The 24,601-nt window shown below is 65.2% G+C and carries 20 protein-coding genes and 1 pseudogene; 18 read left to right on the top strand and 3 right to left on the bottom strand.

The genetic code is table 11. The features are described 5' to 3' along the window. The first annotated feature begins 8 nt into the window (after positions 1 to 8). From ACNJX8_RS27190 to ACNJX8_RS27140, 11 genes and pseudogenes are all read left to right on the top strand, one after another. The gene (locus ACNJX8_RS27190; RefSeq protein ID WP_439357376.1) at positions 9 to 818 is read left to right on the top strand and encodes a CbbQ/NirQ/NorQ/GpvN family protein; all 810 of its coding nucleotides are present in this window, start codon (positions 9 to 11) and stop codon (positions 816 to 818) included. 10 nt (positions 819 to 828) lie between these two features. Continuing rightward, a complete protein-coding gene (locus ACNJX8_RS27185; protein WP_439357375.1) occupies positions 829 to 2,745 on the top strand; it encodes a nitric oxide reductase activation protein NorD in 1,917 nt (638 codons plus the stop codon). A 77-nt stretch (positions 2,746 to 2,822) separates the two neighbouring features. Continuing rightward, positions 2,823 to 3,488, top strand: coding sequence for an HAD family hydrolase (locus ACNJX8_RS27180; RefSeq protein WP_439357374.1), 666 nt, complete (start codon positions 2,823 to 2,825; stop codon positions 3,486 to 3,488). A 7-nt stretch (positions 3,489 to 3,495) separates the two neighbouring features. Continuing rightward, a complete protein-coding gene (locus ACNJX8_RS27175) occupies positions 3,496 to 4,446 on the top strand; it encodes a sugar-binding transcriptional regulator (RefSeq protein ID WP_091892384.1) in 951 nt (316 codons plus the stop codon). 324 nt (positions 4,447 to 4,770) lie between these two features. Continuing rightward, positions 4,771 to 6,084, top strand: a complete 1,314-nt coding sequence (locus ACNJX8_RS27170; RefSeq protein WP_091892386.1) for an ABC transporter substrate-binding protein — start codon at positions 4,771 to 4,773, stop codon at positions 6,082 to 6,084. Positions 6,085 to 6,172: 88 nt separating this feature from the next. After that, complete coding sequence (locus tag ACNJX8_RS27165) at positions 6,173 to 7,045, top strand: carbohydrate ABC transporter permease (protein ID WP_128934842.1); 873 nt, start codon at positions 6,173 to 6,175, stop codon at positions 7,043 to 7,045. A 1-nt stretch (position 7,046) separates the two neighbouring features. Further along, positions 7,047 to 7,877, top strand: a complete 831-nt coding sequence (locus tag ACNJX8_RS27160) for a carbohydrate ABC transporter permease (protein WP_128934841.1) — start codon at positions 7,047 to 7,049, stop codon at positions 7,875 to 7,877. Between the two features lie 15 nt (positions 7,878 to 7,892). Further along, on the top strand, positions 7,893 to 8,900 hold the full coding sequence (locus ACNJX8_RS27155; RefSeq protein WP_439357373.1) for an ABC transporter ATP-binding protein: 1,008 nt from the start codon (positions 7,893 to 7,895) through the stop codon (positions 8,898 to 8,900). A gap of 31 nt (positions 8,901 to 8,931) precedes the next feature. Next, the gene (locus tag ACNJX8_RS27150; RefSeq protein ID WP_439357372.1) at positions 8,932 to 9,705 is read left to right on the top strand and encodes an SDR family NAD(P)-dependent oxidoreductase; all 774 of its coding nucleotides are present in this window, start codon (positions 8,932 to 8,934) and stop codon (positions 9,703 to 9,705) included. Positions 9,706 to 9,742: 37 nt separating this feature from the next. Then, positions 9,743 to 11,385, top strand: a pseudogene (locus tag ACNJX8_RS27145) (FGGY-family carbohydrate kinase). Positions 11,386 to 11,390: 5 nt separating this feature from the next. Then, positions 11,391 to 12,326: a carbohydrate kinase family protein gene (locus ACNJX8_RS27140; protein ID WP_128934837.1), complete on the top strand. Its 936-nt coding sequence runs from the start codon at positions 11,391 to 11,393 to the stop codon at positions 12,324 to 12,326. A 7-nt stretch (positions 12,327 to 12,333) separates the two neighbouring features. On the opposite strand, the gene ACNJX8_RS27135 is transcribed toward ACNJX8_RS27140, so the two are convergent. Continuing rightward, positions 12,334 to 13,221 carry a LysR family transcriptional regulator gene (locus ACNJX8_RS27135; RefSeq protein ID WP_128939147.1) on the bottom strand — a complete coding sequence of 296 codons (888 nt, stop codon included), beginning with the start codon at positions 13,219 to 13,221 and terminating at the stop codon, positions 12,334 to 12,336. Positions 13,222 to 13,346: 125 nt separating this feature from the next. Between ACNJX8_RS27135 and ACNJX8_RS27130 the strand changes: the two genes are divergently transcribed. From ACNJX8_RS27130 to ACNJX8_RS27100, 7 genes are all read left to right on the top strand, one after another. Continuing rightward, on the top strand, positions 13,347 to 14,768 hold the full coding sequence (locus ACNJX8_RS27130; protein WP_439357370.1) for an amidase: 1,422 nt from the start codon (positions 13,347 to 13,349) through the stop codon (positions 14,766 to 14,768). Between the two features lie 84 nt (positions 14,769 to 14,852). After that, complete coding sequence (locus tag ACNJX8_RS27125; protein ID WP_439357369.1) at positions 14,853 to 15,803, top strand: ABC transporter permease; 951 nt, start codon at positions 14,853 to 14,855, stop codon at positions 15,801 to 15,803. After that, complete coding sequence (locus ACNJX8_RS27120; RefSeq protein WP_439357368.1) at positions 15,800 to 16,687, top strand: ABC transporter permease; 888 nt, start codon at positions 15,800 to 15,802, stop codon at positions 16,685 to 16,687. The genes ACNJX8_RS27125 and ACNJX8_RS27120 overlap by 4 nt, the downstream gene beginning before the upstream one ends. Before the next feature lie 2 nt (positions 16,688 to 16,689). Beyond that, a complete protein-coding gene (locus tag ACNJX8_RS27115) occupies positions 16,690 to 17,703 on the top strand; it encodes an ABC transporter ATP-binding protein (protein ID WP_249760730.1) in 1,014 nt (337 codons plus the stop codon). Next, the gene (locus ACNJX8_RS27110; protein ID WP_439357367.1) at positions 17,700 to 18,710 is read left to right on the top strand and encodes an ABC transporter ATP-binding protein; all 1,011 of its coding nucleotides are present in this window, start codon (positions 17,700 to 17,702) and stop codon (positions 18,708 to 18,710) included. The genes ACNJX8_RS27115 and ACNJX8_RS27110 overlap by 4 nt, the downstream gene beginning before the upstream one ends. 54 nt (positions 18,711 to 18,764) lie before the next feature. Then, positions 18,765 to 20,261: an ABC transporter substrate-binding protein gene (locus tag ACNJX8_RS27105; protein ID WP_439357366.1), complete on the top strand. Its 1,497-nt coding sequence runs from the start codon at positions 18,765 to 18,767 to the stop codon at positions 20,259 to 20,261. 262 nt (positions 20,262 to 20,523) lie between these two features. After that, complete coding sequence (locus ACNJX8_RS27100) at positions 20,524 to 22,167, top strand: amidase family protein (protein ID WP_439357365.1); 1,644 nt, start codon at positions 20,524 to 20,526, stop codon at positions 22,165 to 22,167. A gap of 264 nt (positions 22,168 to 22,431) precedes the next feature. Here the strand turns inward: ACNJX8_RS27100 and ACNJX8_RS27095 are convergent, their stop codons facing one another. Next, positions 22,432 to 23,343, bottom strand: coding sequence for an SDR family NAD(P)-dependent oxidoreductase (locus ACNJX8_RS27095; protein WP_439357364.1), 912 nt, complete (start codon positions 23,341 to 23,343; stop codon positions 22,432 to 22,434). A gap of 534 nt (positions 23,344 to 23,877) precedes the next feature. Beyond that, on the bottom strand, positions 23,878 to 24,351 hold the full coding sequence (locus ACNJX8_RS27090) for a hypothetical protein (RefSeq protein ID WP_439357363.1): 474 nt from the start codon (positions 24,349 to 24,351) through the stop codon (positions 23,878 to 23,880). Positions 24,352 to 24,601 lie beyond the last annotated feature (250 nt).

Genomic DNA, 24,601 nt, shown 5'->3' with positions numbered 1-24,601 from the left:
GAGACATCATGAAACCCGCTCTTCACACCGTGACCTCGGCGCCCGCGCTGCCGGCCTATGTCGCAAGCGCCAACGAATGCGCGCTGTTCGAGCACGCCTGGCGGCATCAGCTTCCGGTGCTGCTGAAGGGACCGACCGGCTGCGGCAAGACGCGCTTCGTCGCGCACATGGCGGCGCGGCTCGGATTGCCGCTGCACACCGTCGCCTGCCATGACGATCTCACCGCCGCAGATCTCACCGGCCGCTACCTGCTGAGGGGCGGCGACACCGTGTGGACTGACGGTCCGCTGACGCGCGCGGTGCGCGAGGGCGGCATCTGCTATCTTGACGAGGTCGTGGAAGCACGCAAGGACGTCACCGTCGTGCTGCATCCGCTCACCGACGACCGCCGCATCCTGCCGCTGGAGCGCACCGGCGAGGAGATCGCGGCGCCCAACAGCTTCATGCTCGTCGTCTCCTATAATCCCGGATACCAGACGCTGCTGAAGGCGTTGAAGCCGTCGACACGGCAGCGCTTCATTGCCATCGAATTCAGCTTCCTGTCGCCCGAGCAGGAGATCGCCGTCGTGTCCGCCGAAAGCGGACTGTCGCCGGAGCGCGTGCGGCCGCTTGTCGGGCTGGCTGGCCGGCTGCGCGCGCTGAGGGGCCACGACCTGGAGGAGGGAGTCTCGACCCGGCTCGTCGTCTATTGCGCGACGCTGATTGCCGCAGGCACGCCGACTGCCGATGCGGTGCTCGCCGGCATGATCGAGCCGCTCACCGACGACGCCGACGTGAAGGTGGCATTGCTCGATGTCGCGCGCGCCGTGATCGGGTGAGGCCACTGCCATGCTCGACTTCCTCGAACTGGAGGAGACGGTCGGACGGGCCTGGCACAGAATGGTCGGTGGCACCGCGAGCTATCCGGTTCATAAGGATCAGGCTGTCACGCTGACGGAGATGAAAGGCCGGCTCGCGGTGATGTTCCGCGCGCTCGGCGGCGAGACCGGCGTGCAGATCGCGAGCGCAGGGGCCCGAAAGTCCGCTCACCGGCTCGGCTGGCGACAGCGCATCGGCCTCGGCGACGAGCGCCTCGAGCAGCCGGGCCGCGACGCTGCGACCATCTTCCTTCCCGGCCGCATCGCGATCTTTTCCGATCGTGCGCTGAATGCATCGCTCTATCGCTGGCTTGCGGCATGGTTCGCGGCTGCGCCGGTCGAAGCGATCGCGGAGGCGGATCCGCTCAGGCGCGATCTCCTAATGCTGCGTCGCGCCAGCGAGACGGCGGTCTGGGTGCTCGCGCAATTCCCGGGGCTTGTCGCCGATTACGCGCAGCTAGCTGCGGCCACCGCCGAGGTTCGGCCTCAGCGCCCACTGCCGCGCGTCGAGCGCGAGGTGGAACAGATCGTCCTGGCCTTGCTTGGAACTGGAAAGGCGCCCGCAGGCCAGCTGTGGCCGGCGATGATGGGGACGGGCCCGCTCCCGGACAAGGCGCCGCCGGGCTATCGTTCGATCCTGCCGTGCCCACTCTGGGGCGATTGCTGGACCCGCGAGCTCTCGCCCGCGCATGCCGGCGAGGACGAGTGCGCGCCGGGCGCGGCATCTGCGCCGCCTGACGATCGCAGACGGTTTGCGGTGCGCGAGCGCGAGGACAATGCCAATCGTCGCGATCCCTTCGTGCTCAATCGATTCGAGAAGATCCTCGCCATGGCCGAGATGGTCAATGTCGATCGTCCTGCCGATGACAGCGAGGACGAGGATGCGCAGAAGGCGGCCGACGATCTCGAGGAGATCACGCTCAGCCGCCGCAGTGGCAAGCCCGCGAGCCGGCTCAAATTCGATCTCGACCTGCCGCCGGAAGCCCTCGATACGTCGCGCCTGAACGCGGTCCTGAGCTATCCCGAATGGGACTATCGCAGCGGCTCCTATCTGCCGGATCATTGCCGCGTACTCGCGGCTGCGGCGTCCGAACAAGGTGAGAGCTGGACGGCGGATGACGCCATGCGCCGCCATATCCGCCAGGTGCGTCGCCGCTTCGAAGTCTTGCGTCCGCGTCACGAATTGATGCGCGCCCAGGCCGACGGCCACGACCTCGATCTCGACGCGCTCGTGCGCGCGCGCTGCGACCTTCGCGCCGGCAGCAGCAGTGGTCTCGATCGCATCCATGTCGCAATGCGCCCGCAGGGGCACGATCTCGCGGTCACGCTGCTCGTCGACGTCTCGCTCTCCACCGACGCCTGGGTCGACGGTTATCGCGTGCTCGATGTCGAAAAGGAGGCGCTGCTTGTGCTCGCGCACGGGCTATCGGCTTGCGGCGACCACCACAGCATCCTGACCTTCACCTCGCGCCGGCGCTCATGGGTGCGGCTCGAGACGGTCAAGGCCTTCGGCGAGCCGATGAGCGGGGCGGTGGAGCGCCGCATCGGCGCGCTCAAGCCCGGCTATTACACGCGGATCGGCGCCGCGGTGCGCCACGCCGCGGCCGAACTCGCGCGCCAGCCGCAGCGCAAGAAGCTGCTGCTCGTCCTTACCGACGGTAAGCCCAACGACGTCGATCACTATGAGGGCCGGTTCGCGGTCGAGGACACCCGGAAATCCGTGCAGGAGGCGCGCCGGCTCGGCATCGCCGCATTCGGCGTGACCGTGGACGCGACGGCACAATCCTATTTCCCGACCCTGTTCGGCCGCGGCGGCTACGCCATCGTCGGCAACATCAAGCGTTTGCCGGCGGCGCTGCCGGCGATCTACCGGCAGGTGGCACATTGAGGCACAGGAAGTGCCCCCCGAGGGCTTGCTCCGGCTGAGCTATTGCTCATACGATGGGTATATGATCGAATGGCCGGATGGACCTGGACCGGCCAAAACCCGATCTGATCATCTTCGACTGCGACGGCGTGCTCGTCGACAGCGAGCTCTTGAGCTGCCGCTGCCTGTCTGAAGTGCTCGCCGAATTCGGCTTCGCGCTCAGCGAGGCGCAGGCGCTCGAGCTCTTTCTCGGGCGCAGCACCAAGGCGATCGAGCAGCATTATCGCGATCTCGGGCAAATCGTGCCGGACGGCTTCCTGCCGCGCTTGAAGTCGCGCGTGCTCGAGACATTTGCCGCTTCGCTGGAACCGATCCCCGGGGTGGGGGCGGTGGTGTCGGACCTGACGGTGCCGTTCTGCGTGGCCTCGTCGAGCGATATCGACCGCGTATCGCTCTCGCTTGATGTCACCGGCCTCAAGCCGCTATTCGACGGCCGCATCTACACGGCGCAGATGGTCAGGCACGGCAAGCCGGCGCCCGACCTTTTCCTCCACGCGGCCGAGAAGATGCGCATACCGCCCGCGCGCACACTCGTGATCGAGGACAGCGTCAGCGGCGTGCAGGCCGGCAAGGCGGCCGGCATGACCGTCTGGGGATTTGTCGGTGGAGGCCATTACAGCGGCCGGGACGGGCACGCTATATTGTCGGACGCCGGGGCCGATCGCGTCTTCGGGCGCATGAGCGATTTCTGGAAGGGGGCGTAAGGCCCGCATGGCCGCCGAGAACGAGAAATCAAGGCTGGACGACGCCGCGCGCGCGGGCTGGCTCTATTTCATTGCCGGTCATACCCAGGACGAGATCGCAAAGATGCTCCAGGTCTCGCGCGCGTCGGCGCAGCGGCTGGTTTCGCTGTGCCTCGCCGAGCGGCTGATCACGTTTCGACTCGAGCATCCCATCGCCGCCTGCATGGAGTTGGCGGCGCGGCTGAAGCAGCGCTTTGATCTCGTTCATTGCGAGGTGGTGCCGGCCGATCCTGCCGCACCGCAGGCCACCGCAGGCATCGCCGAGCGTTGCGCCAACCTGCTCGATTCCACGCTGCGCTCGGAGACACCGGTCATCGTCGCGCTCGGCACAGGCCGCGCGGTGCGCGCCGCGGTCGAGCGCGTCACGCCGATCGACCGGCCCAACCACCAGATCGTCTCGTTGGTCGGCAACATCTCCGCCGACGGCTCGGCGAGCTTCTACGATACCGTTGGCCGGCTCGCCGACCGCACCGGCGCGCGGCACTATCCGATGCCCTTGCCGTTCCTGATGTCGTCGGAGGACGAGCGCAACAAGATGGTCCGCATCGAGCCGATCGCCAAGGTGAAGGCGGTCGCGGCCAAGGCGGACCTTCGCCTCGTCGGCATCGGCCAGATGGACCAGAAGGCGCAGGTGCATGTCGACGGCTTCGTCACGCGCGATGAATTATTCGAGATGATGCGGTTAGGTGCCATCGGCGAGATCACCGGTTGGGCCTATGATTCCAAGGGCCGCCTGCTCAAATCCGGCACCAATAAGCGCCTCACCAGCATCCCGCCGGAGGTCCCGGCCAACACCACGACGATCGGTGCGGCGGTGGGCGCCGCCAAGGTGCCAGCGATCGCGGCGGCACTGAACGGGCGGTTGATCAATGGGCTGATCACGGACGAGGCGACGGCAAGGGCGATCCTGGAACGGTAGGGCGAGGTCGCGTGGCAGCGGGAGACGATTCCCTCTCCCGCTTGCGGGAGAGGGCTGGGGAGAGGGTCTCTCGACTGGCAAGACTCTCCAAGAGGAGAAAAACCCTCACCCGCATCGCATCTTTCGATGCGATGCGACCTCTCCCGCAAGCGGGAGAAGAGAACGCCGCCACCCCTGTGCGCGACATTACAAAGCCTCCCGCACCGCAGCACTCATAAGTTGCCTGAATGCTCGCGCGCCTGCTTGACAACCGTCTTCCTTGAGCTGAACATACGCCCAACGCGTGGGCATATGCTCAAAACGCGACTCTTTAGGGAGGTCACCGTGAAACACGTCCTGGGCGCCGTCTGCGGCGCGTCTTGCCTGCTGTTGGCCATCCCCGCGATGGCCGAAACGACCCTGACCATCGCCACCGTCAACAATGGCGACATGATCCGCATGCAGGGGCTGACGGGTGAGTTCACCAAGAAGAACCCCGATATCACCGTGAAATGGGTGACGCTGGAAGAGAACGTGCTGCGCCAGCGCGTAACCACCGACATCGCCACCAAGGGCGGCCAATTCGACGTGCTGACCATTGGCACCTATGAGGTGCCGATCTGGGCCAAGAAGGGCTGGCTGGTGCCGCTCGCCAATCTCGGCGCCGATTACGACGTCGCCGACCTCTTGCCGAAGATCAAGGATGCGGTCTCCGTCGACGGCAAGCTCTACGCCGCGCCGTTCTATGGCGAGAGCTCGATGGTGATGTACCGCACCGATTTATTCGAGAAGGCCGGCCTGAAGATGCCGGAGAAACCGACCTGGGATTTCGTTATCGACGCCGCCAAGAAGCTCACGGACAAGAGTGCCGGCGTCTACGGCATTTGCCTCCGCGGCAAGGCCGGCTGGGGCGAGAACATGGCGTTCCTCTCGGCCATGGCCAATTCCTACGGCGCGCGCTGGTTCGACGAGAAGTGGGAGCCGCAGTTCAACACGCCGGAATGGAAGGCGACGCTCACCACCTACGTCAATCTCATGAAGGAAGCCGGTCCTCCCGGCGCGAGCTCCAACGGCTTCAACGAGAATCTGGCGCTGTTCAACGCCGGCAAGTGCGCGATGTGGATCGACGCCACGGTTGCGGCGTCCTTCGTCACCAACCCGAAGGATTCCAAGGTCGCCGACAAGGTCGGCTTCGCGCTCGCACCCAACACCGGGCTCGGCAAGAACGCCAACTGGCTGTGGGCCTGGAATCTCGCGATCCCCGCCGGCTCCAAGAAGACGGAAGCCGCCGAGAAGTTCATCGCCTGGGCCACGAGCAAGGACTACACCAAGCTCGTCGCGTCGAAGGAGGGTTGGGCCAACGTGCCGCCGGGCACGCGGACCTCGCTCTACCAGAACCAGGACTATCTGAAGGTCGCTCCCTTCGCCAAGCTGACGCTGGCCTCGATCGATGCCGCCGATCCGAACAAGCCGACGGTGAAGCCGGTGCCTTACGTCGGCGTACAATACGCCGCGATCCCCGAATTCCAGGGCATCGGCACGCAGGTGGGCCAGCAGTTCTCGGCCGCGCTTGCGGGATCAATGACGGTCGATGCCGCGCTGACCGCCGCGCAATCCTCAACCGAGCGCGAGATGAAGCGCGCCGGTTACATCAAGTGAACCCGAGCTCTCCCTCCTGAGCTCAAACTGGCGGCCATCCGCCGTACGGATGGATGGCCGCCTTCTTCCCCGAAAGGAGAAGCCAGGGATGGCAACCCGGCAGACGCAGTTCCTTGCGCGCTCGCTCCTGACGCCGGCCGTCGGGCTGCTGTTCATCTGGATGATCGTTCCGCTCGCGCTGACGATCTATTTCGCGACGCTGCATTACAGCCTGCTCGATCCCGGCTCGGAATCGTTCGTAGGTCTGGAAAACTTCCGCTACTTCCTCACTGATCCGGCCTTCCTTGCCTCGCTCCAGAACACCCTGGTGCTGGTCGGCTCCGTGCTGGCGCTGACCATCCTGCTCGGCATTCCCCTGGCGCTGCTGATGGACCAGCCCGTGATCGGCCGCAATTTCGTCCGGCTGATGGTGATCGCGCCGTTCTTCGTGATGCCGACGGTGAGCGCGCTGGTCTGGAAGAACCTGTTGATGCACCCGGTGTCGGGATTGTTCGCCTGGCTCACTTCGCTGTTCGGCCTGACACCGATCGACTGGTTCAACGATATGCCGCTGTTTGCGGTGATCCTGATCGTGACGTGGCAATGGCTACCGTTCGCGACGCTGATCCTGCTCACCGCGCTGCAATCGCTCGACGAGGAGCAGAAGGAGGCCGCCGAGATGGATGGCGCGAGCGCCGTCTCGACCTTCATCTACATCACCCTGCCGCACCTCGCACGTCCCATCACGGTAGTGATCCTGATCGAGACCATCTTCCTGCTCACCGTGTTCGCCGAGATCTTCGTCACCACCGGCGGCGGGCCCGGCTTGCAGACCACCAACATCGCCTTCCTGATCTATTCGCAGGCACTGATCCAGTTCGACGTTGGCAGCGCCTCTGCAGGCGGCCTCGTCGCGGTGGTGATCGCCAACGTCGTCGCCTTCTTCCTGGTCCGCATCGTCGGCCGCAATTTGGAGGCCTGAAATGGCACGGATGGCGACGACGCGGCGGGTGGCGATATCGACGGCGGCGGCCTGGCTGTTCGGATTTCTGATCTTCTTCCCGATCCTGTGGATGGTCTTGGCGAGCTTCAAGACCGAGCTCGAGGCATTCGCGGTACCGCCATCCTTCCTGTTCTTCCACTGGACCACGGAAAACTACGCGACGGTGCAGGAGCGCAGCGACTATTTCCACCACGCGATGAACTCGATCATCATCGCCGGCGGCTCGACGCTGATTGCGCTCCTGATCGCCATTCCCGCGGCCTGGTCGATGGCGTTCTCGCCGACCAAGCGCACCAAGGACATCCTGCTCTGGATGCTTTCGACCAAGATGATGCCGCCGGTCGGTGTGTTGGTGCCGATCTACCTGATCTACAAGTTCTTCGGCCTGCTCGATTCCCGCATCGGCCTCGTCTTCATCCTGTGCCTCGGCAATTTGCCGATCGTGATCTGGATGCTGTTCACCTATTTCAAGGAGATCCCGCGCGATATCCTGGAGGCCGCGCGCATGGACGGCGCCACAATAGGCCGCGAGCTCGTCTACGTGCTGACGCCGATGGCGATCCCGGGGCTCGCCTCGACGCTGCTGCTCAATCTGATCCTGGCCTGGAACGAGGCGTTCTGGACGCTCAACCTGTCGACCTCGAACGCCGCGCCGCTCACCACGTTCATTGCTTCCTATTCGAGCCCGGAAGGGCTGTTCTGGGCAAAGCTGTCGGCGGCCTCGACGCTGGCGATCGCGCCCATTCTCGTCCTCGGTTGGTTCAGCCAGAAGCAGCTCGTGCGCGGGCTCACCTTCGGCGCGGTGAAGTAGAGGGGCTGCCGGATCATGGGTCAGATCACACTTCAGGGCGTGCAGAAATCCTTCGGCCCTGTGCACATCATCAAGGGCGCCGATTTGGACATCGCCGACGGCTCCTTCGTGGTGTTCGTCGGTCCCTCCGGCTGCGGCAAGACCACGCTGCTGCGGCTGATCGCCGGGCTCGAGGACGTCTCCGGCGGCAAGATCCTGATCGACGGCAAGAACGTGGTCGACACCCCGCCGGCCAAGCGCGGGCTTTCGATGGTGTTCCAGTCCTACGCGCTCTATCCGCATATGAGCGTGCGCGGCAATATCGGTTTCGGCCTGAAGATGGCGGGCCTTGCCAAGGACGAGATCAACCGCAAGGTGGAGGCGGCGGCCGCGACGCTCAACCTCACGCCCTATCTCGACCGCAAGCCGCGCGAACTCTCCGGCGGCCAGCGCCAGCGCGTCGCGATCGGCCGCGCCATCGTGCGCGAGCCCAAGGCGTTCCTGTTCGACGAGCCCTTGTCCAATCTCGACGCGGCGCTGCGCGTGCAGATGCGCATCGAGGTGACGCGGCTGCAGAAGCAGCTCGGCACCACTGCGATCTACGTCACCCACGACCAGGTCGAGGCGATGACCATGGCCGACAAGATCGTCGTGCTCAACGGCGGCAAGATCGAGCAATATGGCTCACCACTGGAACTCTACGAGCGGCCGGCCAACCTGTTCGTCGCCGGCTTCATCGGCTCGCCCAAGATGAATTTCGTCACCGGCGAGCTGGCCTTGCAGAAGGGTGCCGCGACGATCGGCGTCCGGCCGGAGCACCTCAAGATCGAGCGCGACGGTGCCGGCGGCTGGCAGGGCACGATCGCGGTGGCCGAGCATCTCGGCAGCGACACCTTCCTTTATGTCGATGCCGGCCCGCTCGGCATGCTGACGGCGCGCTACATCGGCGAATTGAGCCTGCATGCCGGCGACCGCGTGTCGCTGGTGCCGGATCCCGCGCGCATCCATCGCTTCGACCAGGGCGGCAACGCGCTTCGAGGCTGACAAGAAACGGCAAGAAAACGGAAAGACCACCATGTACCTGGAAAAATTCAAGCTGAACGGCAAGACTGCGTTCATCACCGGCGGCGGGCAGGGCATTGGGCTCGCCTGCGCCGAGGCGCTGGCCGAGGCCGGCGCAAGGGTCGTCATCGGCGATCGCGACAGCAAGGTCGCCGACAGCGCGAAAGCCAGCCTGAAGGCTAAGGGCTACGACATCGAGACCGCGATCATGGACGTCACCGATACCAGGCGCGTAGCGGAGGTCGCAAACGACCTCGTCGCCCGCCACGGCAAGGTCGATATCCTCGTCAACAATGCCGGTATCGCGCGCAGCGAGACCCCGGCGGAGACCGTCACCGACGAGCACTGGCTCAACGTCATCGACGTCAACCTCAACGGCACTTTCTGGTGCTGCCGCGAGTTCGGCAAGCATATGCTGAAGGCCAAGAGCGGTGCCATCGTCAATGTCGGCTCGATGTCCGGCTTCATCGTCAACAAGCCGCAGGAGCAGTGCTTCTACAACGCCTCCAAGGCCGGTGTGCACCACTTGACCAAGTCGCTGGCCGCCGAATGGGGCGCACGCGGCATCCGCGTCAATGCGGTGGCGCCGACCTATATCGAGACGCCGCTGAACGCCTTCGTGAAGAGCAACCCGAAAATGTACGACGCCTGGATCGGCGGAACCCCGATGGCCCGGATGGGGCAGGTCGAAGAGATCGCCTCCGTCGTGCTGTTCCTCTCGTCCGAGGCCGCAAGCCTGATGACCGGCAGCATCGTGCTGGTAGATGGCGGCTACACTTGCTGGTAGGCTTGCGTCAAGACTGACGAAGCGACCGGGAGCGACAATGCCGCGAGCGTATATCGGCGTCGATGTAGGGACCACAAGCACGCGGGCAGGGGTGTTTGACGAGGCGGGCACGCTGCTCGCGGTGGCGCGGCACCCGATCCGGATCTGGCACGAGGCCGGCGATATCGTCGAGCAGTCGTCCCAGGACATCTGGGACGCCTGCGCGACATCGGTGCGCGCGGCGGTGACGGAAGCTGGTATCACGCCCGACAGCGTCGGCGGTATCGGTTTTGATGCCACCTGTTCGCTGGTCGTCCTCGATAGGCAAGGCGAGCCACTTACGGTCAGCGGCTCCGGCGACAAGCAGCGCAATGTCATCGTCTGGATGGACCATCGCGCCACCGCCGAAGCGCGGCTGATCAACGAGACCGAGGATGCTGTGCTGCGCTATGTCGGCGGCTCGATCTCGCCCGAGATGGAGATGCCGAAGCTGCTGTGGCTGAAGCGGCATCTTCGCGCGAGTTTCGACGCTGCTGGTCACTTCTTCGATCTGGCGGATTACCTGACCTGGCGCGCGACCGGCTCGCTCCAGCGCTCGACTTGCACCGTCACCTGCAAGTGGAACTACCTCGCGCATGACGGCGGCTGGAGCGCGCCGTTCTTCAAGCGCATCGGGCTGTCGGATTTCGTGGCCGAGACATATGCCCGCATCGGCACCGAGATCTTCGCCCCCGGCACGCGGCTCGGTGCAGGTCTCACCCCGACTGCTGCGGCTGATCTCGGTCTGTCGCCGGGCATACCGGTCGGCGCGTCGCTGATCGATGCCCACGCCGGCGGCATCGGCGCGATCGGCGGCCGCGACGGCTCGGGCGGGGCGACCGACGCGTGCGATCGCCTCGCCTACATCATGGGGACTTCGGCCTGTATCATGGCGACCACCCAGGAACCGTGCTTCGTGCCCGGCGTGTGGGGGCCTTATTACTCCGGCATGGTGCCGGACTTCTGGCTCAACGAGGGCGGCCAGTCGGCTGCGGGCGCTGCGATCGATCACCTCCTCAAATCGCATCCGGGGTTCGGTGAGGCCAGCGCGGCGGCGCGCAGCGACGGCCTCGACCTCATCGACTTCCTCGAGCGCCGCATCATCGCGCGCGCGGGCGATGCCAGCCGCGCCGCGCTGCTCGCCCGCGACATCCATGTGCTGCCTGAATTCATCGGCAACCGCTCGCCTTACGCCGATCCTGACACGCGCGCGGTGATCGCGGGCCTCGATCTCGACACCGATATCGCGTCGATGGAGCGGCTGTTCGTCGCCGGTCTCTGCGGTCTCGCCTACGGGCTTGCCGAGGTTATCGAGGCCTTTGCCGCGCATGGCGTGCGCTCCAGCATCATGATCATGGGCGGCGGTGCCAGCCGCAGCCCGTGGTGCGGCAGATCATGGCCGATACGACCGGCCTCACGGTTGCGCTGCCGCAGACGAAAGAGCCGGTGCTGCTGGGCGCCGCGATGCTCGGCGCGGTGGCCGGCGGCGCCTATGCCTCGATCGGCGAGACCATGGCAAAGATGTCGGCGCTGGGACGTAAGAGCGAGCCGACCGCGCCCGACATGGCGGCGTTTCACGCCCGCAAGCGCGAGGTCTACAAGCTGCTGCGCGAGGTCGATCGCAGCAGCCGCGCGGCGATGCGCGACATCGCGAGAGACTGAAAGACATGCTGATTGCCTGTGGCGATGCGCTGATCGATTTCGTGCCGACGCGGAACGGGGAAGGGCGCGAGGCGGTAATGCCGGCGGTTGGTGGCTCCTGCCTCAACGTCGCGATCGGCATGGCGCGGCTGGGCGTACCCACCGGCTTCGTCGGTGGCATCTCGACCGATCTGTTCGGCAGCATGATCGCAGATCATGCCGCGGCCTCGCATGTGGAGCTCAGTTTCGCCACCCGCAGCGATCACCAGACCACGCTCGCCTTCGTCCGCATCGTCGCGGGCGAGTCGCATTATGCGTTCTATGATGCCGGGACCGCGACGCGGAACTGGAGCTATCGGCGCGGATCGATTCCGTTCGATAAGGTCGAAGCCATTCATGTCGGTTCGACCACGCTGGTCAACGACCAGGGCGCGGCCGAGACGAAGGCCCTGATCGCGGACGCGCGGGCGTCGTCGACCATCTCCTTCGATCCGAACTGTCGCCCCAATCTGGTCAAGGACAAGCCGGCCTATCTCGCGCGCATGGCCGGCTTCGCTGCCAGCGCCGATCTCATCAAGATGTCGGACGTCGACTTTGCCTATCTCTTCGGGGACGAGCCATATCAACAACGCGCGAGCGCGCTGCTGGGGCAGGATACGAGCCTCGTCGTCATCACCCGCGGCAACGACGGCGCGGTCGCTTGGCACGCGCGCGCAGGGCAGATTGAGGTCGCCGCGCCAAAGGTCGAGGTGGCCGACACGATCGGGGCCGGCGACAGCTTTCAGGCTGCGCTGCTGTTCGCCTTGCACAAGCAGGGTCGCATTGCCCGGCAAACCCTAAAGGACATCAGTGCCGACGAGCTTCGCCGCGCGCTGTCCTTCGCCGCCAATTGCGCCGGCCTCACTTGCACCCGTCCGGGCGCCGATCCGCCCTGGAGCTTTGAGGTGAGTTGGAGCTTGTAGCGCGGCCTCACATCCGCGCGACGGCCTTCTCGGCGCATTTGAGGAAGGTTCCGATCAGGGGACTCTGGGAATCCCGCCGCCAACAGACTGCGATGTCGAGGGAGTCGGTGACGTCACGTAAGGGTCTGAACACGATGCCACGTGGCGCGCCGAGCTGCGCGCAGGCTGGGAGGATGGCGAGACCTTCGCCGGCCAGAACCAGGCTCATCGCCGAATGCACCGTCTCCACTCGGCTGGCGATCGGCATCACGACTTGGTGCCGACGCAACAAGGGGACGACGGCGGAGGAGGCGGGCCCATGGTCCGGATGCGGGAGCGCGATCAGCGGACGGCCCTGCAGGCGGGCCATTGGCACGGAGCTCAGACGGGCGAGTGGCGAGCGGATCGGCATGGCCAGCATGAAGGGCTGCGCACCGATCCGTGCCACCTGAATCTCAGGATGATTGATTGCCGGCATGCACAAGGCGACCGTGACGCTGCGGTCGAGCACGCGGGCCTCGCGCGTCGAGGCGCTGAGCTCGGCGAAGCCGAGGTCGACGCCGGGAACTGCGCGGCGCAGTTCGGGGATGAGCCGCGGCAGCATCGCATTTGCCAACACGAACATGTAGCCCACCGACAGCCGCCCGCGCCGTCCCGAAGCAACCGCGCGCGCGGCTTCAGCCCCGTCGGCCGCAAGGGCGAGCGCTTCGCTGGCGCGCGCCAGCAGCGCCTGACCCGCCTCGGTCAGGTCCATGCCGCGGGTGCCGCGGCGGAACAGCGGTGCGCCAATCTCGGCCTCGAGCTTGCGGATTTGGACCGAGAGCGGCGGCTGCGCCATCCGGAGCCGCTCAGCGGCCTTGCCGATGCTGCGCGCCTCGGCAACGGCGACGAAATAACGGAGCCGGCGAAGATCCATTGGCATACCGAAAACGTATGGGTTGGCGACAAAAATCGTATTGGACGGCGAGTTAACAAAACTGTCATTCTCGCTGTCAATGTCTTTGGGCCAACGGCGGCCCCGCTTCGGAGCGCGATTTGACGATGAACGGCGATCCTTGTCTCTTGTCCGCAACCGAGCTGCGCGGCCTCGTCGCCGGAAAGCGGATTTCGCCGGTCGAGATCGTCCGCGCGGTTCTTGCGCGCGCCGAGGCGCTTCAGCCCGCATTGAACTGCTTCATCACGCTGTGCGGTGATGAGGCGATCGCAGCGGCGCGCGAAGCCGAGCGCAAGGTGATGGCCGGCGAGCCCCTCGGCCTGCTGCACGGCATCCCCGTCAGCGTCAAGGACATCGTCAATACCAAAGGCATCAAGACCACCTTCGGCGCCGTTCCCTACAAGGACAACGTGCCGACCGAGGATGCCGTCGCCGTTGCGCGGCTGCGCGCCGAGGGCGCGATCCTGATCGGCAAGACCACGACGCCGGAATTCGGCAGCAAGTGCCTGACGGATTCGCCGTTGTTCGGCCGCACCCGCAATGCGTGGAGCGCGGAGCGTTCCTCCGGCGGCTCCAGCGGCGGCGCGGCGGTGGCGGTGGCGAGCGGTATCGCGCCATTTGCAATCGCGACCGACGGCGGCGGCTCGACGCGGATTCCGGCCGCCTGCAATGGCGTGGTCGGGCTGAAGCAGAGCAACGGCGTCGTCCCGCACAGCCAGGCGCTGGACGTGTTCGGCAACCAGACCTATGTCACGCCGACCACCCGCACCGTCGCCGACACCGCGTTGATGATGCAGGCGATGGCCGGTGAGGATTCTTGCGATCCCTGGTCGATCGGCGTCCCGGTACCGGATTTCATCGGCACCGCCGCCCCGCGCGGCGATCTGCGCGGGCAGAAGATCCTGTTCTGTGCTTCCCCGCCCGGGCGCCCGGTGTCATCGGACGTCGCGGCCAGCTTCAAGGCGAGCCTCGATCGGCTGGCGGGGCTCGGTGCCGAGCTCGAGGAGTTCTCCGGCGACGGCTTCGACATCGAGCCGATCTGGCGCGCCATCAACCACACGGTCTGGCGCACGCGCTTTGCAAAGCTCGCGGCCGAGCACAAGGACGAGTTGAGCGAGGCGTTTCTCAAGCAGCTCGCGCTCGCCACCGAGGTCAGCGGCGTCGACTATCAGGAGGCGATGTTCGCGCGAACCGTGCTGTTCCGCCGGGTGCAATCGCTGCTTGCGCGCGGGCACCTGCTGGCGATGCCGACACTGACGCGCACCGCGCTGCCGATCGACCAGGACCTGTTCGGTACCATCGAGATCGACGGGGCGCATTTCGGCAGCGTCCGCCCGCATTGGTTCCCCTGGACCATGCCGTTCAACATGACCGGGCATCCCGCCGTCAGCCTGCCCTGCGGCTTCGGCCGCGACGGCCTGCCGATCGGGCTCCAGCTCGTCGGCCGCTTCCGCGGCGACGCCGAATTGCTGCGCGTGAGCGCGCTGTTTGAGGCCTCAAGCGACCTTCTGTCCCGCTGGCCGGCTTGAGGAGATGGACATGCAGCAAAGAGCTTGCCTCCGGCGTCCAGACATGTTGATCGTGCCGCGGGTGAGCCCTGAAGCCGAGCACGCATGAGCGTCTTTGTCCTCCGACGTCTGTTGACCTTGCTGGCGACGCTGGTCGGCGCCTCGCTGATCATCTTCCTGGTGCTCGACGCGCTGCCCGGCAACGCCGCGCAGATGCTGATGGGTGCCGATGCCTCGCCGGACGCGGTCCGGGCGCTCACTATCAAGCTCGGGCTCGATCAGCCGCTGGCGGTTCGCTATCTGCAATGGATCAAAGGCCTCCTCGTCGGCGATCTCGGCAACTCCTATGTCTACGGCACGCCGGTCGCGAGCCTGATCGCGGAGCGGTTGGTGCTGACCATTCCGCTCGCGATCATGGCCATGACGGTCACGGTGACGCTGGCGCTCTCCGCCGGCATCTACACCGCCGCCAACCACAACAAGCTCGGCGACGTCGGCGTGATGTCGCTGACGCAAGTGGGCATCGCGCTGCCGAACTTCTGGTTCGCAATCCTTCTGGTGCTGTTGTTCTCGGTGCGGCTGCAATGGCTCTCGGCGGGCGGCTTTGCCGGCTGGGACGATGGTGTCTGGCCGGGCATCAAGTCGCTGCTGCTGCCGGCAATCTCGCTTGCGGTGGTACAGGCCGCGATCCTCGCGCGGGTCACCCGCTCGGCCGTGCTCGAGGTGCTGCGTGAGGACTTCGTTCGCACGGCGCGTGCGAAGGGCCTCGGCAAGCGCGAGGTGCTGTGGCGTCATGTGCTGCGCAACGCCATGATCCCCGTGATGACCGTGATGGGGCTACAATTCGCCAATCTGCTCGCCGGCACCATCGTGATCGAGAACGTGTTCTACCTGCCGGGCCTCGGCCGCCTGATCTTCCAGTCGATCGCCAACCGCGACCTGATCGTGGTGCGCAACTGCGTGATGCTGCTCGCTGCCATGGTCGTCATCGTCAATTTCGTGGTCGATGTGCTCTATGCCTTCATCGATCCCCGCATCAAGGTCCACGACCTGTGAGCACGCCCCTGACCATTGACGCGCCGGTTGCAACGCGGCCGCTGCCGGCCCGGACGTTCTGGCGCCGCGCACTGCGCCATCGCAGCTTCGTGCTCGGCGGTGCGCTGAGCCTGCTGGTGCTGGCCTCGGCGCTGCTGTCGCTGGTGTGGACGCCGTGGTCGCCCTATGAGATCGACATCGCCTCGAAACTCCGGCCGCCGTCGGCATCGCACTGGCTCGGCACCGATTCCTTCGGTCGCGATATCGTCTCGCTGCTGCTTGCCGGCGCGCGTTCGACCATTATGGTCGGCATCATCGCGGTGAGCATCGGTCTCAGCTTCGGCGTCTGCCTCGGCCTGATCGCCTCGGCAAGGCGCGGCTGGACCGAAGAGATCATCATGCGCTTCGCCGATTTCAGCTTCGCCTTTCCGGCCGTGCTCTCTGCGATCATGCTCGCCGCGGTGGTCGGGCCGGGCATGGTAACCTCGATCGTCGCGATCGGCATCTTCCAGATCCCGACGCTGACGCGGCTGACCCGCGGCTCTGCCAACGCGATCTGGGCGCGCGAATTCGTGCTGGCCGCCCGCGCGGCGGGCAAGGGACGCTTCCGCATCACCATCGAGCACGTCCTGCCCAACATCCTCTCGATCCTGATCGTGCAGGTCACCATCCAGTTCGCGCTCGCCATTCTCGCCGAAGCCGCTTTGTCCTATCTCGGCCTCGGCACGCAGCCGCCGCAGCCGTCATGGGGCCGCATGCTGAACGATGCGCAGACGCTGCTGTTCCAGTCGCCGATGCTCGCGGTCTATCCGGGCGCTGCGATCGCCATCGCGGTGCTCGGTCTCAACCTGCTTGGTGACGGACTGCGCGACCTGCTCGATCCCAGACTGGCGCGGGGGCGGTGACGATGGCTGACCCCGCAAACATGCCGCTGATCGAGGTCGCCAATCTTGGCGTGCGCCTCAACACCAGCCGCGGGCCGGCGCAGGCCGTGCGTGGCGTCAGCTTTGCCCTCAAGCGCGGCGAGACGCTCGGGCTCGTCGGCGAGTCCGGCTGCGGCAAGTCGGTCACGGCACTCTCCCTGATGGGGCTGCTGCCGGACAGCGCGGTCGTCAGCGGCAGCATCAAGCTGGACGGCGGCGAGCTCGTCGGGCTCTCGGATGCCGATTATTGCCGCCTGCGCGGCAACCGTATCAGCATGATCTTCCAGGAGCCGATGACCGCGCTCAATCCGATGCACACGATTGGTCATCAGGTCGCCGAGCCGCTGCGGCGTCACAAGAAATACTCCGCGTCGCAGGCGCGGCGCGAGACCATCGCCTTGCTCGACCGCGTCGGGCTGCCGGATCCGGCGCGGCGCGTCGACGCCTATCCGCACCAGTTCTCCGGCGGCCAGCGCCAGCGCATCACCATCGCGATGGCGCTCGCCTGCGAGCCGGACCTGTTGATCGCAGACGAGCCGACCACCGCGCTCGATGTCACCATCCAGGGCCAGATCCTCGACCTCATCGCCGATCTCGTCGAGGAGCGCGGCATGTCGATGATCCTGATCTCGCACGATCTCGGCGTCATCGCCGAGAACGTGCAGCGCATGATGGTGATGTATGGCGGCACCGTCGTCGAGAGCGGGCCGACCGACGAGGTGTTCCGGCGCATGGGGCATCCCTATACGCAGGGCCTGTTCCGCGCCCGGCCGAAGCTCGGCGCGCGCAAGGGGACGCGGCTGAAGACGATCTCGGGCACGGTGCCGGAGCTCGCCGATCTGCCGTCCGGCTGCACTTTCTCCGATCGGTGTCCGCTGGTGATCGATCGGTGCCGCGCCGCGCTGCCGCCGATGGTGGACGTCGGACCCGGCCATTTCGTGCGCTGCATCCGGACGGATGTCTCGATGGCTGAACGTGTCGGAGCGCTGACCGCATGATTGCCGCAGCCGAGCCGCTTCTCGACGTGAAGGATCTGGTGCAGCGTTACACGCTGCCGCGTGAAAGCCTGTTCCGGCCGCCGGGGCAGGTGCGCGCGCTCAATGGCGTGAACGTGAGGGTCGCCGCCGGCAAGAGCCTTGGCGTGGTCGGCGAGTCCGGATCGGGCAAGTCGACCTTCGCACGGCTGGTGATGGCGTTGGAGCGGCCCACCTCGGGCCAGGTCGCGCTGCTCGGCCGCGATCTCAACCGCATCTCTGCGGACGAGCTGCGCCGCGCCCGGCGCGATTTCCAGATGGTGTTCCAGGACCCTTACGGCTCGCTCGATCCGCGCCAGACCATCGCCCGCATCGTCGCCGAGCCGCTCACCGTGCTGGAGGAGGCCGATCGCACCAAATTCCGCGAACGCGTCGCCGCGGTGCTGCGCCAGGTCGGCTTGCGCGATGCGGACATGGACAAGTATCCACATGAGTTCTCAGGCGGTCAGCGCCAGCGCATCGCGATTGCGCGTGCGCTGATCACGCAGCCGAAGCTCATCGTGGCGGACGAGCCGGTCTCCGCGCTCGACGTCTCCGTGCAGGCGCAGGTGCTGAACCTGATGCAGGACCTCCAGGAGCAGTTCGGCCTCAGCTACATCCTGATCAGCCATGATCTCGCCGTCGTCGACTATCTCTGCGACGAGGTCGCGGTGATGTATCTCGGCCGGATCGTCGAGCAGGGGCGGCCGGAGGATCTGTTCGAGCGCTGCGCCCATCCCTACACGCGGGCGCTGCTCGATGCCGTGCCGCGGGCGCGCGCCGGCGGCGGCCGGCGGCGGCGCGGAGCCCAGGCGATCGCCTCACAAGCGGCGGCCGCGGCCGGATGCCCCTATGTGGCGCGCTGCCCGCTTGCCGACCAGCATTGCCGCGACGTGTCGCCTGAGCTACGCAAGGTGGGCGAGGGGCACCTTGCCGCCTGCCACAAGGCCGAAGTCGTGATGGCGTTGCCGCGGGCGGCCATGGAAGGTTAGTGTCCGGGGCAGGATTGGCGTAGGCTGGAAACAGAGATGGCCGGGGAGTTACGCATGTTGAGGAAACTATCGATCGTCGCCTTTGCCGCCGCGCTCGTCGCGGCGCCGCTGCCGGTGCTGGCGCAGAGCAAGAAGGACAGCGTCGTCATGGCGATGGCGCTGGAGCCCCCCGGGCTCGATCCCACCAATGCCGCCGCCGCTGCGATCGCCGAGGTCACGCTCTACAACATCTACGAGACCCTGACCAAGATCAACGAGGACGGCACCACCTCGGCCCTGCTGGCGGAGAGCTGGACTGCTTCGCCCGACCTGAAGACCTATACGTTCAAGCTGCGCAAGGGCGTCAAATTCCACAATGGCGAGCCGTTCAATTCCGCCGCGGTGAAGTTCTCGTTCGAGCGCAACGCGGTGCCCACCAGCACCAACAAGGACAAGAGCCTGTACCAGAGCTTCGAGTCCGTTGCCGCGCCCGACGCCGAGACGGTCGTGATCACCTTGAAGAATTCGGAGCCGAACCTGCCATTCCTGCTGGGGCAGGCGAGCGGCTCGATCGTCGAGCCGAAGAGCGCAGCCACCAATGTCACGCAGCCGATCGGCACCGGGCCCTATCAGTTAGGGGGCTGGGCCAAAGGCTCCTCGATCACCCTGACCAAATGGGCCGACTACCGCAACGCCGCTGCGGTCAAGCTGTCGAAGGTAACGATCCGCTTCATCTCCGATCCGGCGGCGCAGACCGCCGCGCTGCTCTCGGGCGACGTCGATGCGTTCCCACGCGTCTCGGCCCAGCGCACCATCGCCCAGTTCAAGGCCGACCCGCGTTTCACGGTGCTGGTCGGCGGCTCCAGGGCCAAGACCATCGTCGCGATCAACCACCGCAAGAAGCCGCTCGACGACGTCCGCGTTCGCCGCGCCATCCTCGCTGCGATCGACCGCAAGGCGATGATCGACGGTGCCGTCGATGGCTTCGGCACGCCGATCGGCAGCTTCTACGTGCCGGGCGCGCTCGGCTATATCGACACCACCGGTATCAACCCCTACGACCCAGAGAAGGCCAAGAAGCTGCTCAGCGAGGCCGGCGTCACCACGCCGCTCGAATTGTCGCTCAAGCTGCCGCCGCCATCCTATGCACGGCAGGGCGGCGAGATCGTCGCAGCCCAGCTCGCCAAGGTTGGCATCGTCGCCAAGATCGAGAATGTCGAATGGGCGCAGTGGCTGTCGCAGGTGTTCGCCGGTAACGGTCCGCATAATTTCGACCTCACCATCGTCAGCCATGTCGAGCCGTTCGACCTCGTCAAGATCACCGAGCCGGACTACTACCTTGGCTACAACAACGAGAAGTTCAACGCGCTCTACAAGCAGATCGTCGCGACACCCGACGAGGCCGGCCGCGCAAAACTGCTCGGCGACGCCCAGCGCATGCTGGCCACCGACGCCGTCTCCGCCTACCTCTACCAGCCCCAGCTGATCACCATCACCAACAAGAAGCTGAAGGGTGTCTGGAAGGACGTGCCGCAATACGAGAACGATTTTTCGACCTGGGCCTGGGAGTAGGATCGCTCGATCAAGTCGAGCCTGTCGCTTCAATTTTTGGCCTCTCCCCATCAGGGAGAGGCCAATCGTTTGGCAGGTCCAAAACAAAACCTGAAAAACAACCCCATGCACAGTAGGCGAGGATAGTCATTTCAATGGTTTACACGTTGCGCGGCTCAAAGGTCGACGCGATGCGCTGAGACATTGACCCGTCGGGCAAAACACCGGCATTATGCCATCGTTGCGGCTTCATGGTTCGGAACGCCGTCAGGCGAGGCACGCCATGGAGAAGCCATCCCGCCGCGATGCTGGCACCGCCGCGGCGGCCCCTGGCGCCGAGGCGCCGATCCCTCTGAAGCTCGACGATGCGCCGCTGAGCGATATCGCTCAGGCCTTGGCCAGTGGGCAGGTCACTGCGACGGCGCTGACCAAGGCTTACCTCGTGCGCATCGAGGCCTACGACCGCAATGGGCCCGCGCTCAACGCCGTGCGCGCGCTCAATCCCGACGCGCTCGCGATCGCGGGCAAGCTCGACGGCACCAAGCCATCGGCCAAGCGGCCGCTGGCGGGCATTCCAATCCTGGTGAAGGACAACATTGCGACCGGCGACGAACAGCCGACGACCGCGGGCTCGCTGGCGCTGGAAGGCGCGCGTGCCCGGGACGATGCCACAATCGTCAAGCTGCTGCGGGACGCCGGCGCGGTGATCCTGGGCAAGGCGAACCTGACTGAGTTTTCCAACATGCTCGCGATCGACATGCCTGCGGGCTATTCATCGCTGGGCGGTCAGGTGAAGAATCCTTACGCGCCTGCGCTGGTGGACGATCACGCCATCCCGGTCGTGTCCCCGGGCGGCTCGAGCTCGGGTTCGGCGGTCGCGGTGGCGGCCGCTCTTTGTGCGGCCTCGATCGGCACCGAGACCTCGGGCTCGCTGCTGTTTCCTGCCAGCCAGAATGGCCTCGTCACCGTGAAGCCGACGGTCGGGCTGATCAGCCGTGCCGGCATCGTGCCGATCGCGCATAGCCTGGACACCGCAGGACCGATGACGCGCAACGTACGCGATGCGGCGCTGCTCCTTAACGTGCTGGCGGCGAAGGACCTGCGCGATGCGGCGACAGAGCTGCAACGGCGGCCAGCCGATTACACCGCCGACCTCACGCGCGACGCGATGAAGGGCGCCCGCATCGGCGTGCCGAGCGACCCCGCCGACCCGCTGAACGATCCCTTCTACGGCAAGCTGCCACCCAAAGGGGCGGAGGTGATGGCGGAGGCGATCAAGGTGCTGGAGGATCTCGGCGCCGTGATCGTGCGCGCCAGCATGCCGACGGCCGGCTGGATGAGCGGACCAGGTACGATCATGGCTGTGCTCAACCGCAATCCGCTGAGCGGTAACAAGGGCAATCCAGTCACGCAGCGGATCGTCTTCCTCTACGAACTGAAGCGCGATCTCAATCTCTACCTGAGGGACTGGGCGACCAATACCGCCATCAAGACCATCACCGACATCGTGGCCTTTAACGAGGCGAATGCAGGCAAGGCGCTGCGTTTCGGCCAGGACCTGTTCCTCGCCGCCGACCTCACCAGGGGCGACTTACGCGAACGCGAGTACAAGTCGGCACTTGCCATGGACCTGCTCAGCGCCAGGACCCGCGGCATGGATGCTTACATGAACCAGCACAAGCTCGATGCCGTGCTGTTCCCCGGCAGCGGAGGCGCCGCGATCGCCGCCAGGGCAGGTTATCCCAGCGTCATGGTGCCCGGAGGCTTCATCTCGGGGGCGACCGACGGCAAGGACACGCCCGACTATCCGCTCGGCGTCACCTTCGCAGGCCGTGCCTGGAGCGAGCACAAGCTGCTGCGTCTGGCCTACGCCTATGAGCAGGCCTCCAACATGCGCAAGCCGCCGCCAGGGTTGAGTGCGCTTTAGACTTCATTCCTTGCGCGCTTGTTAGCGCGCATGTGCTCCGGACGGCATGCACTGACAAAATCGGATGTCTGCTTTTGCAGACAATGCGGACACGCGGTCCCGCCCGCGGAAGGTCATCTTGGACCCTTAGCGAACCTTCAGCAGGTCTGCTTTTCGGCGGCCAGTGTAGCTCCGCCGCGGCGCGGCCGCTGATGACTTGCGCACAGGTTCATAGAGTAACGCTGTCTGCCACAGTCGAACGTCGCCATGGCGTAACCTCGTTCCTCAAGACTTCGCTGTTGCGGGTATCTGACCGGGCTCGAACGGACCCGGCTCGAAAAAGCCCTCGATCGATTCGACCTTTGCGTAGTTCTCGGCGATGCTCTCGGGTGTCAGATGTGGATCGTAGAAGCCAGGTCCCATGACGATAGCGATACGTTGGATTACTCCAGCTTCCACGTTGTAAATCCTGTTCGTCTCCGAACAACTATCGCTTGCAAGCCAGACCATCGCTGGCGCAACAGCCGCAACCGGCATTGTGGCTTCGCTCTGCTTCAGCCAAGCGGGATCCGCAACCGCCGCCGGGTGCATCCTCGTGTACCCGGCTGGCGAAATGGTGTTCACGAGAATCCCATGCTCAGCACCTTCAATTGCAAGAATGCGCATCAATCCAACTACGGCGCACTTGGCCGCAGCGTAGGTGGCTTGGCCACGTATTCCAAACAGGCCGCTGACTGACGTCGTAAGGATGATCTTCCCGTAGCGCTGTGCGACCATATACGGCCAGGCAGCCTTCACTGTGTTAACCGGCCCGCCGAGGTGCACCCGCCAATAGTGATCGAAATCGTCAAGGGTGGCGGCCTCGAATAGCTGGCTTCCGCAGATACCAGCGTTGTTCACGAGGAGGTCTATTCTCCCGAAATGCTCGATGGTCGTCGCGATCAGGTCACTGCCACCTTCAGCGGTTGAAACATCGCTGTCATTCGCGATTGCCTCGCCTCCACGGGATCGAATGAAATCGGCCACCTGTTCCGCGATCGTGGAATCCTTCCCGAAGCCCGATACGTCGCTTCCCAGGTCGTTCACAACGACCTGGGCGCCGCGCTCGGCGAGAAGTTCGACGTATGCCCGCCCAAGCCCGCGACCTGCGCCAGTCACAACCGCGACCTTTCCCTCCAACGAAATTCGCTCTGTCATCTCGCTACCCTCCTTCCGGCAAGATTGAATGCGTCTGCGCGCAACCGTGACACCAACTGCCGGGGCGCTATGTCCCTTTGGCAAAGCCAGACCCACGTCCCCCCGCAATCGACAATGCGTCCGCTTTCGGGAAGTTCGCTGATGTCCGCTCATGGCTCTTCTCGACCGCCCACGAAACTTGCTCGATGTCGGCTGTCAGAGGTGATCCCGACGTGATCGGCATGGGCCCAAATCTCCGCTCGTGACCCACAAGAGACATCGATTGCTCGGAGTGCTACATACCAGCCGTGGATGCGGGAACCAGTTGCTTGTGCGGTCACCGATAGCTGCCGACGCTTTGAGCCTGTTGCCGTTTCTTGACGCCGGGATTGACAGTCGCGCCTATGACAAGGCGCAGCATCGGCAAAGGCTTTAAGGCGCAGCATCGGCAAAGGCTTTGCGCACGCAAAGCCCATTGCCCGGAGGCCTTCCGCCTCCGGGCTTTTTTTAATTGTCTTGGCGATCGCTAGTTTCAGTGTTCGACGAGACTTGGCGCTATTGCGCCTTCATGGTCCCGTTCGCATTGAAGTCGTTCTTCCGATCATATCCGGAGTCGTGCAAATTTTTCATATACTGAGCGTGGTCCTTGCTGCTCACACCGCCCGGAGCCATGGCGTAGGAATTAGCCGGGTAATAGCCATAGGAATTAGCCGGCCGGAATGGTGCCGTTGCAATCGCGCCTGCGGTATTGACTGCGCCAGCGGCGATCGCTCCGGCCGTTCCAATCGCGGCGCCGGCTGCATCGGCCGGCCAAAAGCCTGAACGCGCATAACCCGGACCATAATAGCCGTTGTTGTAAGCGCTATAAGCGCGGTTGTTCATGGCTTCGCGTTGGACGGCCCTGGTCGCGCCGTAGGCGGAACCATAGTGAGGCCGGTGGCTATTCCGGTAGCTTTGATGAGTCCATGCCGAAGCGGCAGAAGTGGAGACAGTGAGGATAGCAAGACCAACAAGAATGGTTTTCTTCATGCTCAGCTCCTCTGAAGCGACGCATCATTCGCGCTAAACCGCCTCAGAGAGCCTTCGTTCCGATGCGCTAAAAAGTTTAGGTCCAGCTTGCTGCGTACTTGATTCTCATGCCGGGTTTTAGGGCCCAAATACTCGGACCCGCCGTTCCCTTGGCAGGATGACGATTGAGGCTACCTCAGTGTCGGCCTCCTCAGCGCGTCGCCGCGATGTCGCCTACTGGCCCCAAGCAGCGGTTGGTGGATGTCTGCTA

The sequence above is a fragment of the Bradyrhizobium sp. SPXBL-04 genome (assembly GCF_051853035.1).
Lineage (GTDB): Bacteria > Pseudomonadota > Alphaproteobacteria > Rhizobiales > Xanthobacteraceae > Bradyrhizobium > Bradyrhizobium zhanjiangense.
Note: the sequence above shows the minus strand (reverse complement) of the source record. Positions and strands in the feature narration are given on the sequence as shown.

Excerpts from the sequence above, each read along its gene's own strand:
- ACNJX8_RS27105 (WP_439357366.1), top strand. The coding sequence starts at position 18,765 with ATGTTGAGGAAACTATCGATCGTCGCCTTTGCCGCCGCGCTCGTCGCG.
- ACNJX8_RS27180 (WP_439357374.1), top strand. The coding sequence starts at position 2,823 with ATGGACCTGGACCGGCCAAAACCCGATCTGATCATCTTCGACTGCGAC.
- ACNJX8_RS27175 (WP_091892384.1), top strand. The coding sequence starts at position 3,496 with ATGGCCGCCGAGAACGAGAAATCAAGGCTGGACGACGCCGCGCGCGCG.
- ACNJX8_RS27095 (WP_439357364.1), bottom strand. The coding sequence starts at position 23,343 with ATGACAGAGCGAATTTCGTTGGAGGGAAAGGTCGCGGTTGTGACTGGC.
- ACNJX8_RS27090 (WP_439357363.1), bottom strand. The coding sequence starts at position 24,351 with ATGAAGAAAACCATTCTTGTTGGTCTTGCTATCCTCACTGTCTCCACT.
- ACNJX8_RS27190 (WP_439357376.1), top strand. The coding sequence starts at position 9 with ATGAAACCCGCTCTTCACACCGTGACCTCGGCGCCCGCGCTGCCGGCC.
- ACNJX8_RS27115 (WP_249760730.1), top strand. The coding sequence starts at position 16,690 with ATGGCTGACCCCGCAAACATGCCGCTGATCGAGGTCGCCAATCTTGGC.
- ACNJX8_RS27155 (WP_439357373.1), top strand. The coding sequence starts at position 7,893 with ATGGGTCAGATCACACTTCAGGGCGTGCAGAAATCCTTCGGCCCTGTG.
- ACNJX8_RS27110 (WP_439357367.1), top strand. The coding sequence starts at position 17,700 with ATGATTGCCGCAGCCGAGCCGCTTCTCGACGTGAAGGATCTGGTGCAG.
- ACNJX8_RS27185 (WP_439357375.1), top strand. The coding sequence starts at position 829 with ATGCTCGACTTCCTCGAACTGGAGGAGACGGTCGGACGGGCCTGGCAC.
- ACNJX8_RS27160 (WP_128934841.1), top strand. The coding sequence starts at position 7,047 with ATGGCACGGATGGCGACGACGCGGCGGGTGGCGATATCGACGGCGGCG.
- ACNJX8_RS27150 (WP_439357372.1), top strand. The coding sequence starts at position 8,932 with ATGTACCTGGAAAAATTCAAGCTGAACGGCAAGACTGCGTTCATCACC.
- ACNJX8_RS27125 (WP_439357369.1), top strand. The coding sequence starts at position 14,853 with ATGAGCGTCTTTGTCCTCCGACGTCTGTTGACCTTGCTGGCGACGCTG.
- ACNJX8_RS27165 (WP_128934842.1), top strand. The coding sequence starts at position 6,173 with ATGGCAACCCGGCAGACGCAGTTCCTTGCGCGCTCGCTCCTGACGCCG.
- ACNJX8_RS27100 (WP_439357365.1), top strand. The coding sequence starts at position 20,524 with ATGGAGAAGCCATCCCGCCGCGATGCTGGCACCGCCGCGGCGGCCCCT.
- ACNJX8_RS27135 (WP_128939147.1), bottom strand. The coding sequence starts at position 13,221 with ATGGATCTTCGCCGGCTCCGTTATTTCGTCGCCGTTGCCGAGGCGCGC.
- ACNJX8_RS27140 (WP_128934837.1), top strand. The coding sequence starts at position 11,391 with ATGCTGATTGCCTGTGGCGATGCGCTGATCGATTTCGTGCCGACGCGG.
- ACNJX8_RS27130 (WP_439357370.1), top strand. The coding sequence starts at position 13,347 with ATGAACGGCGATCCTTGTCTCTTGTCCGCAACCGAGCTGCGCGGCCTC.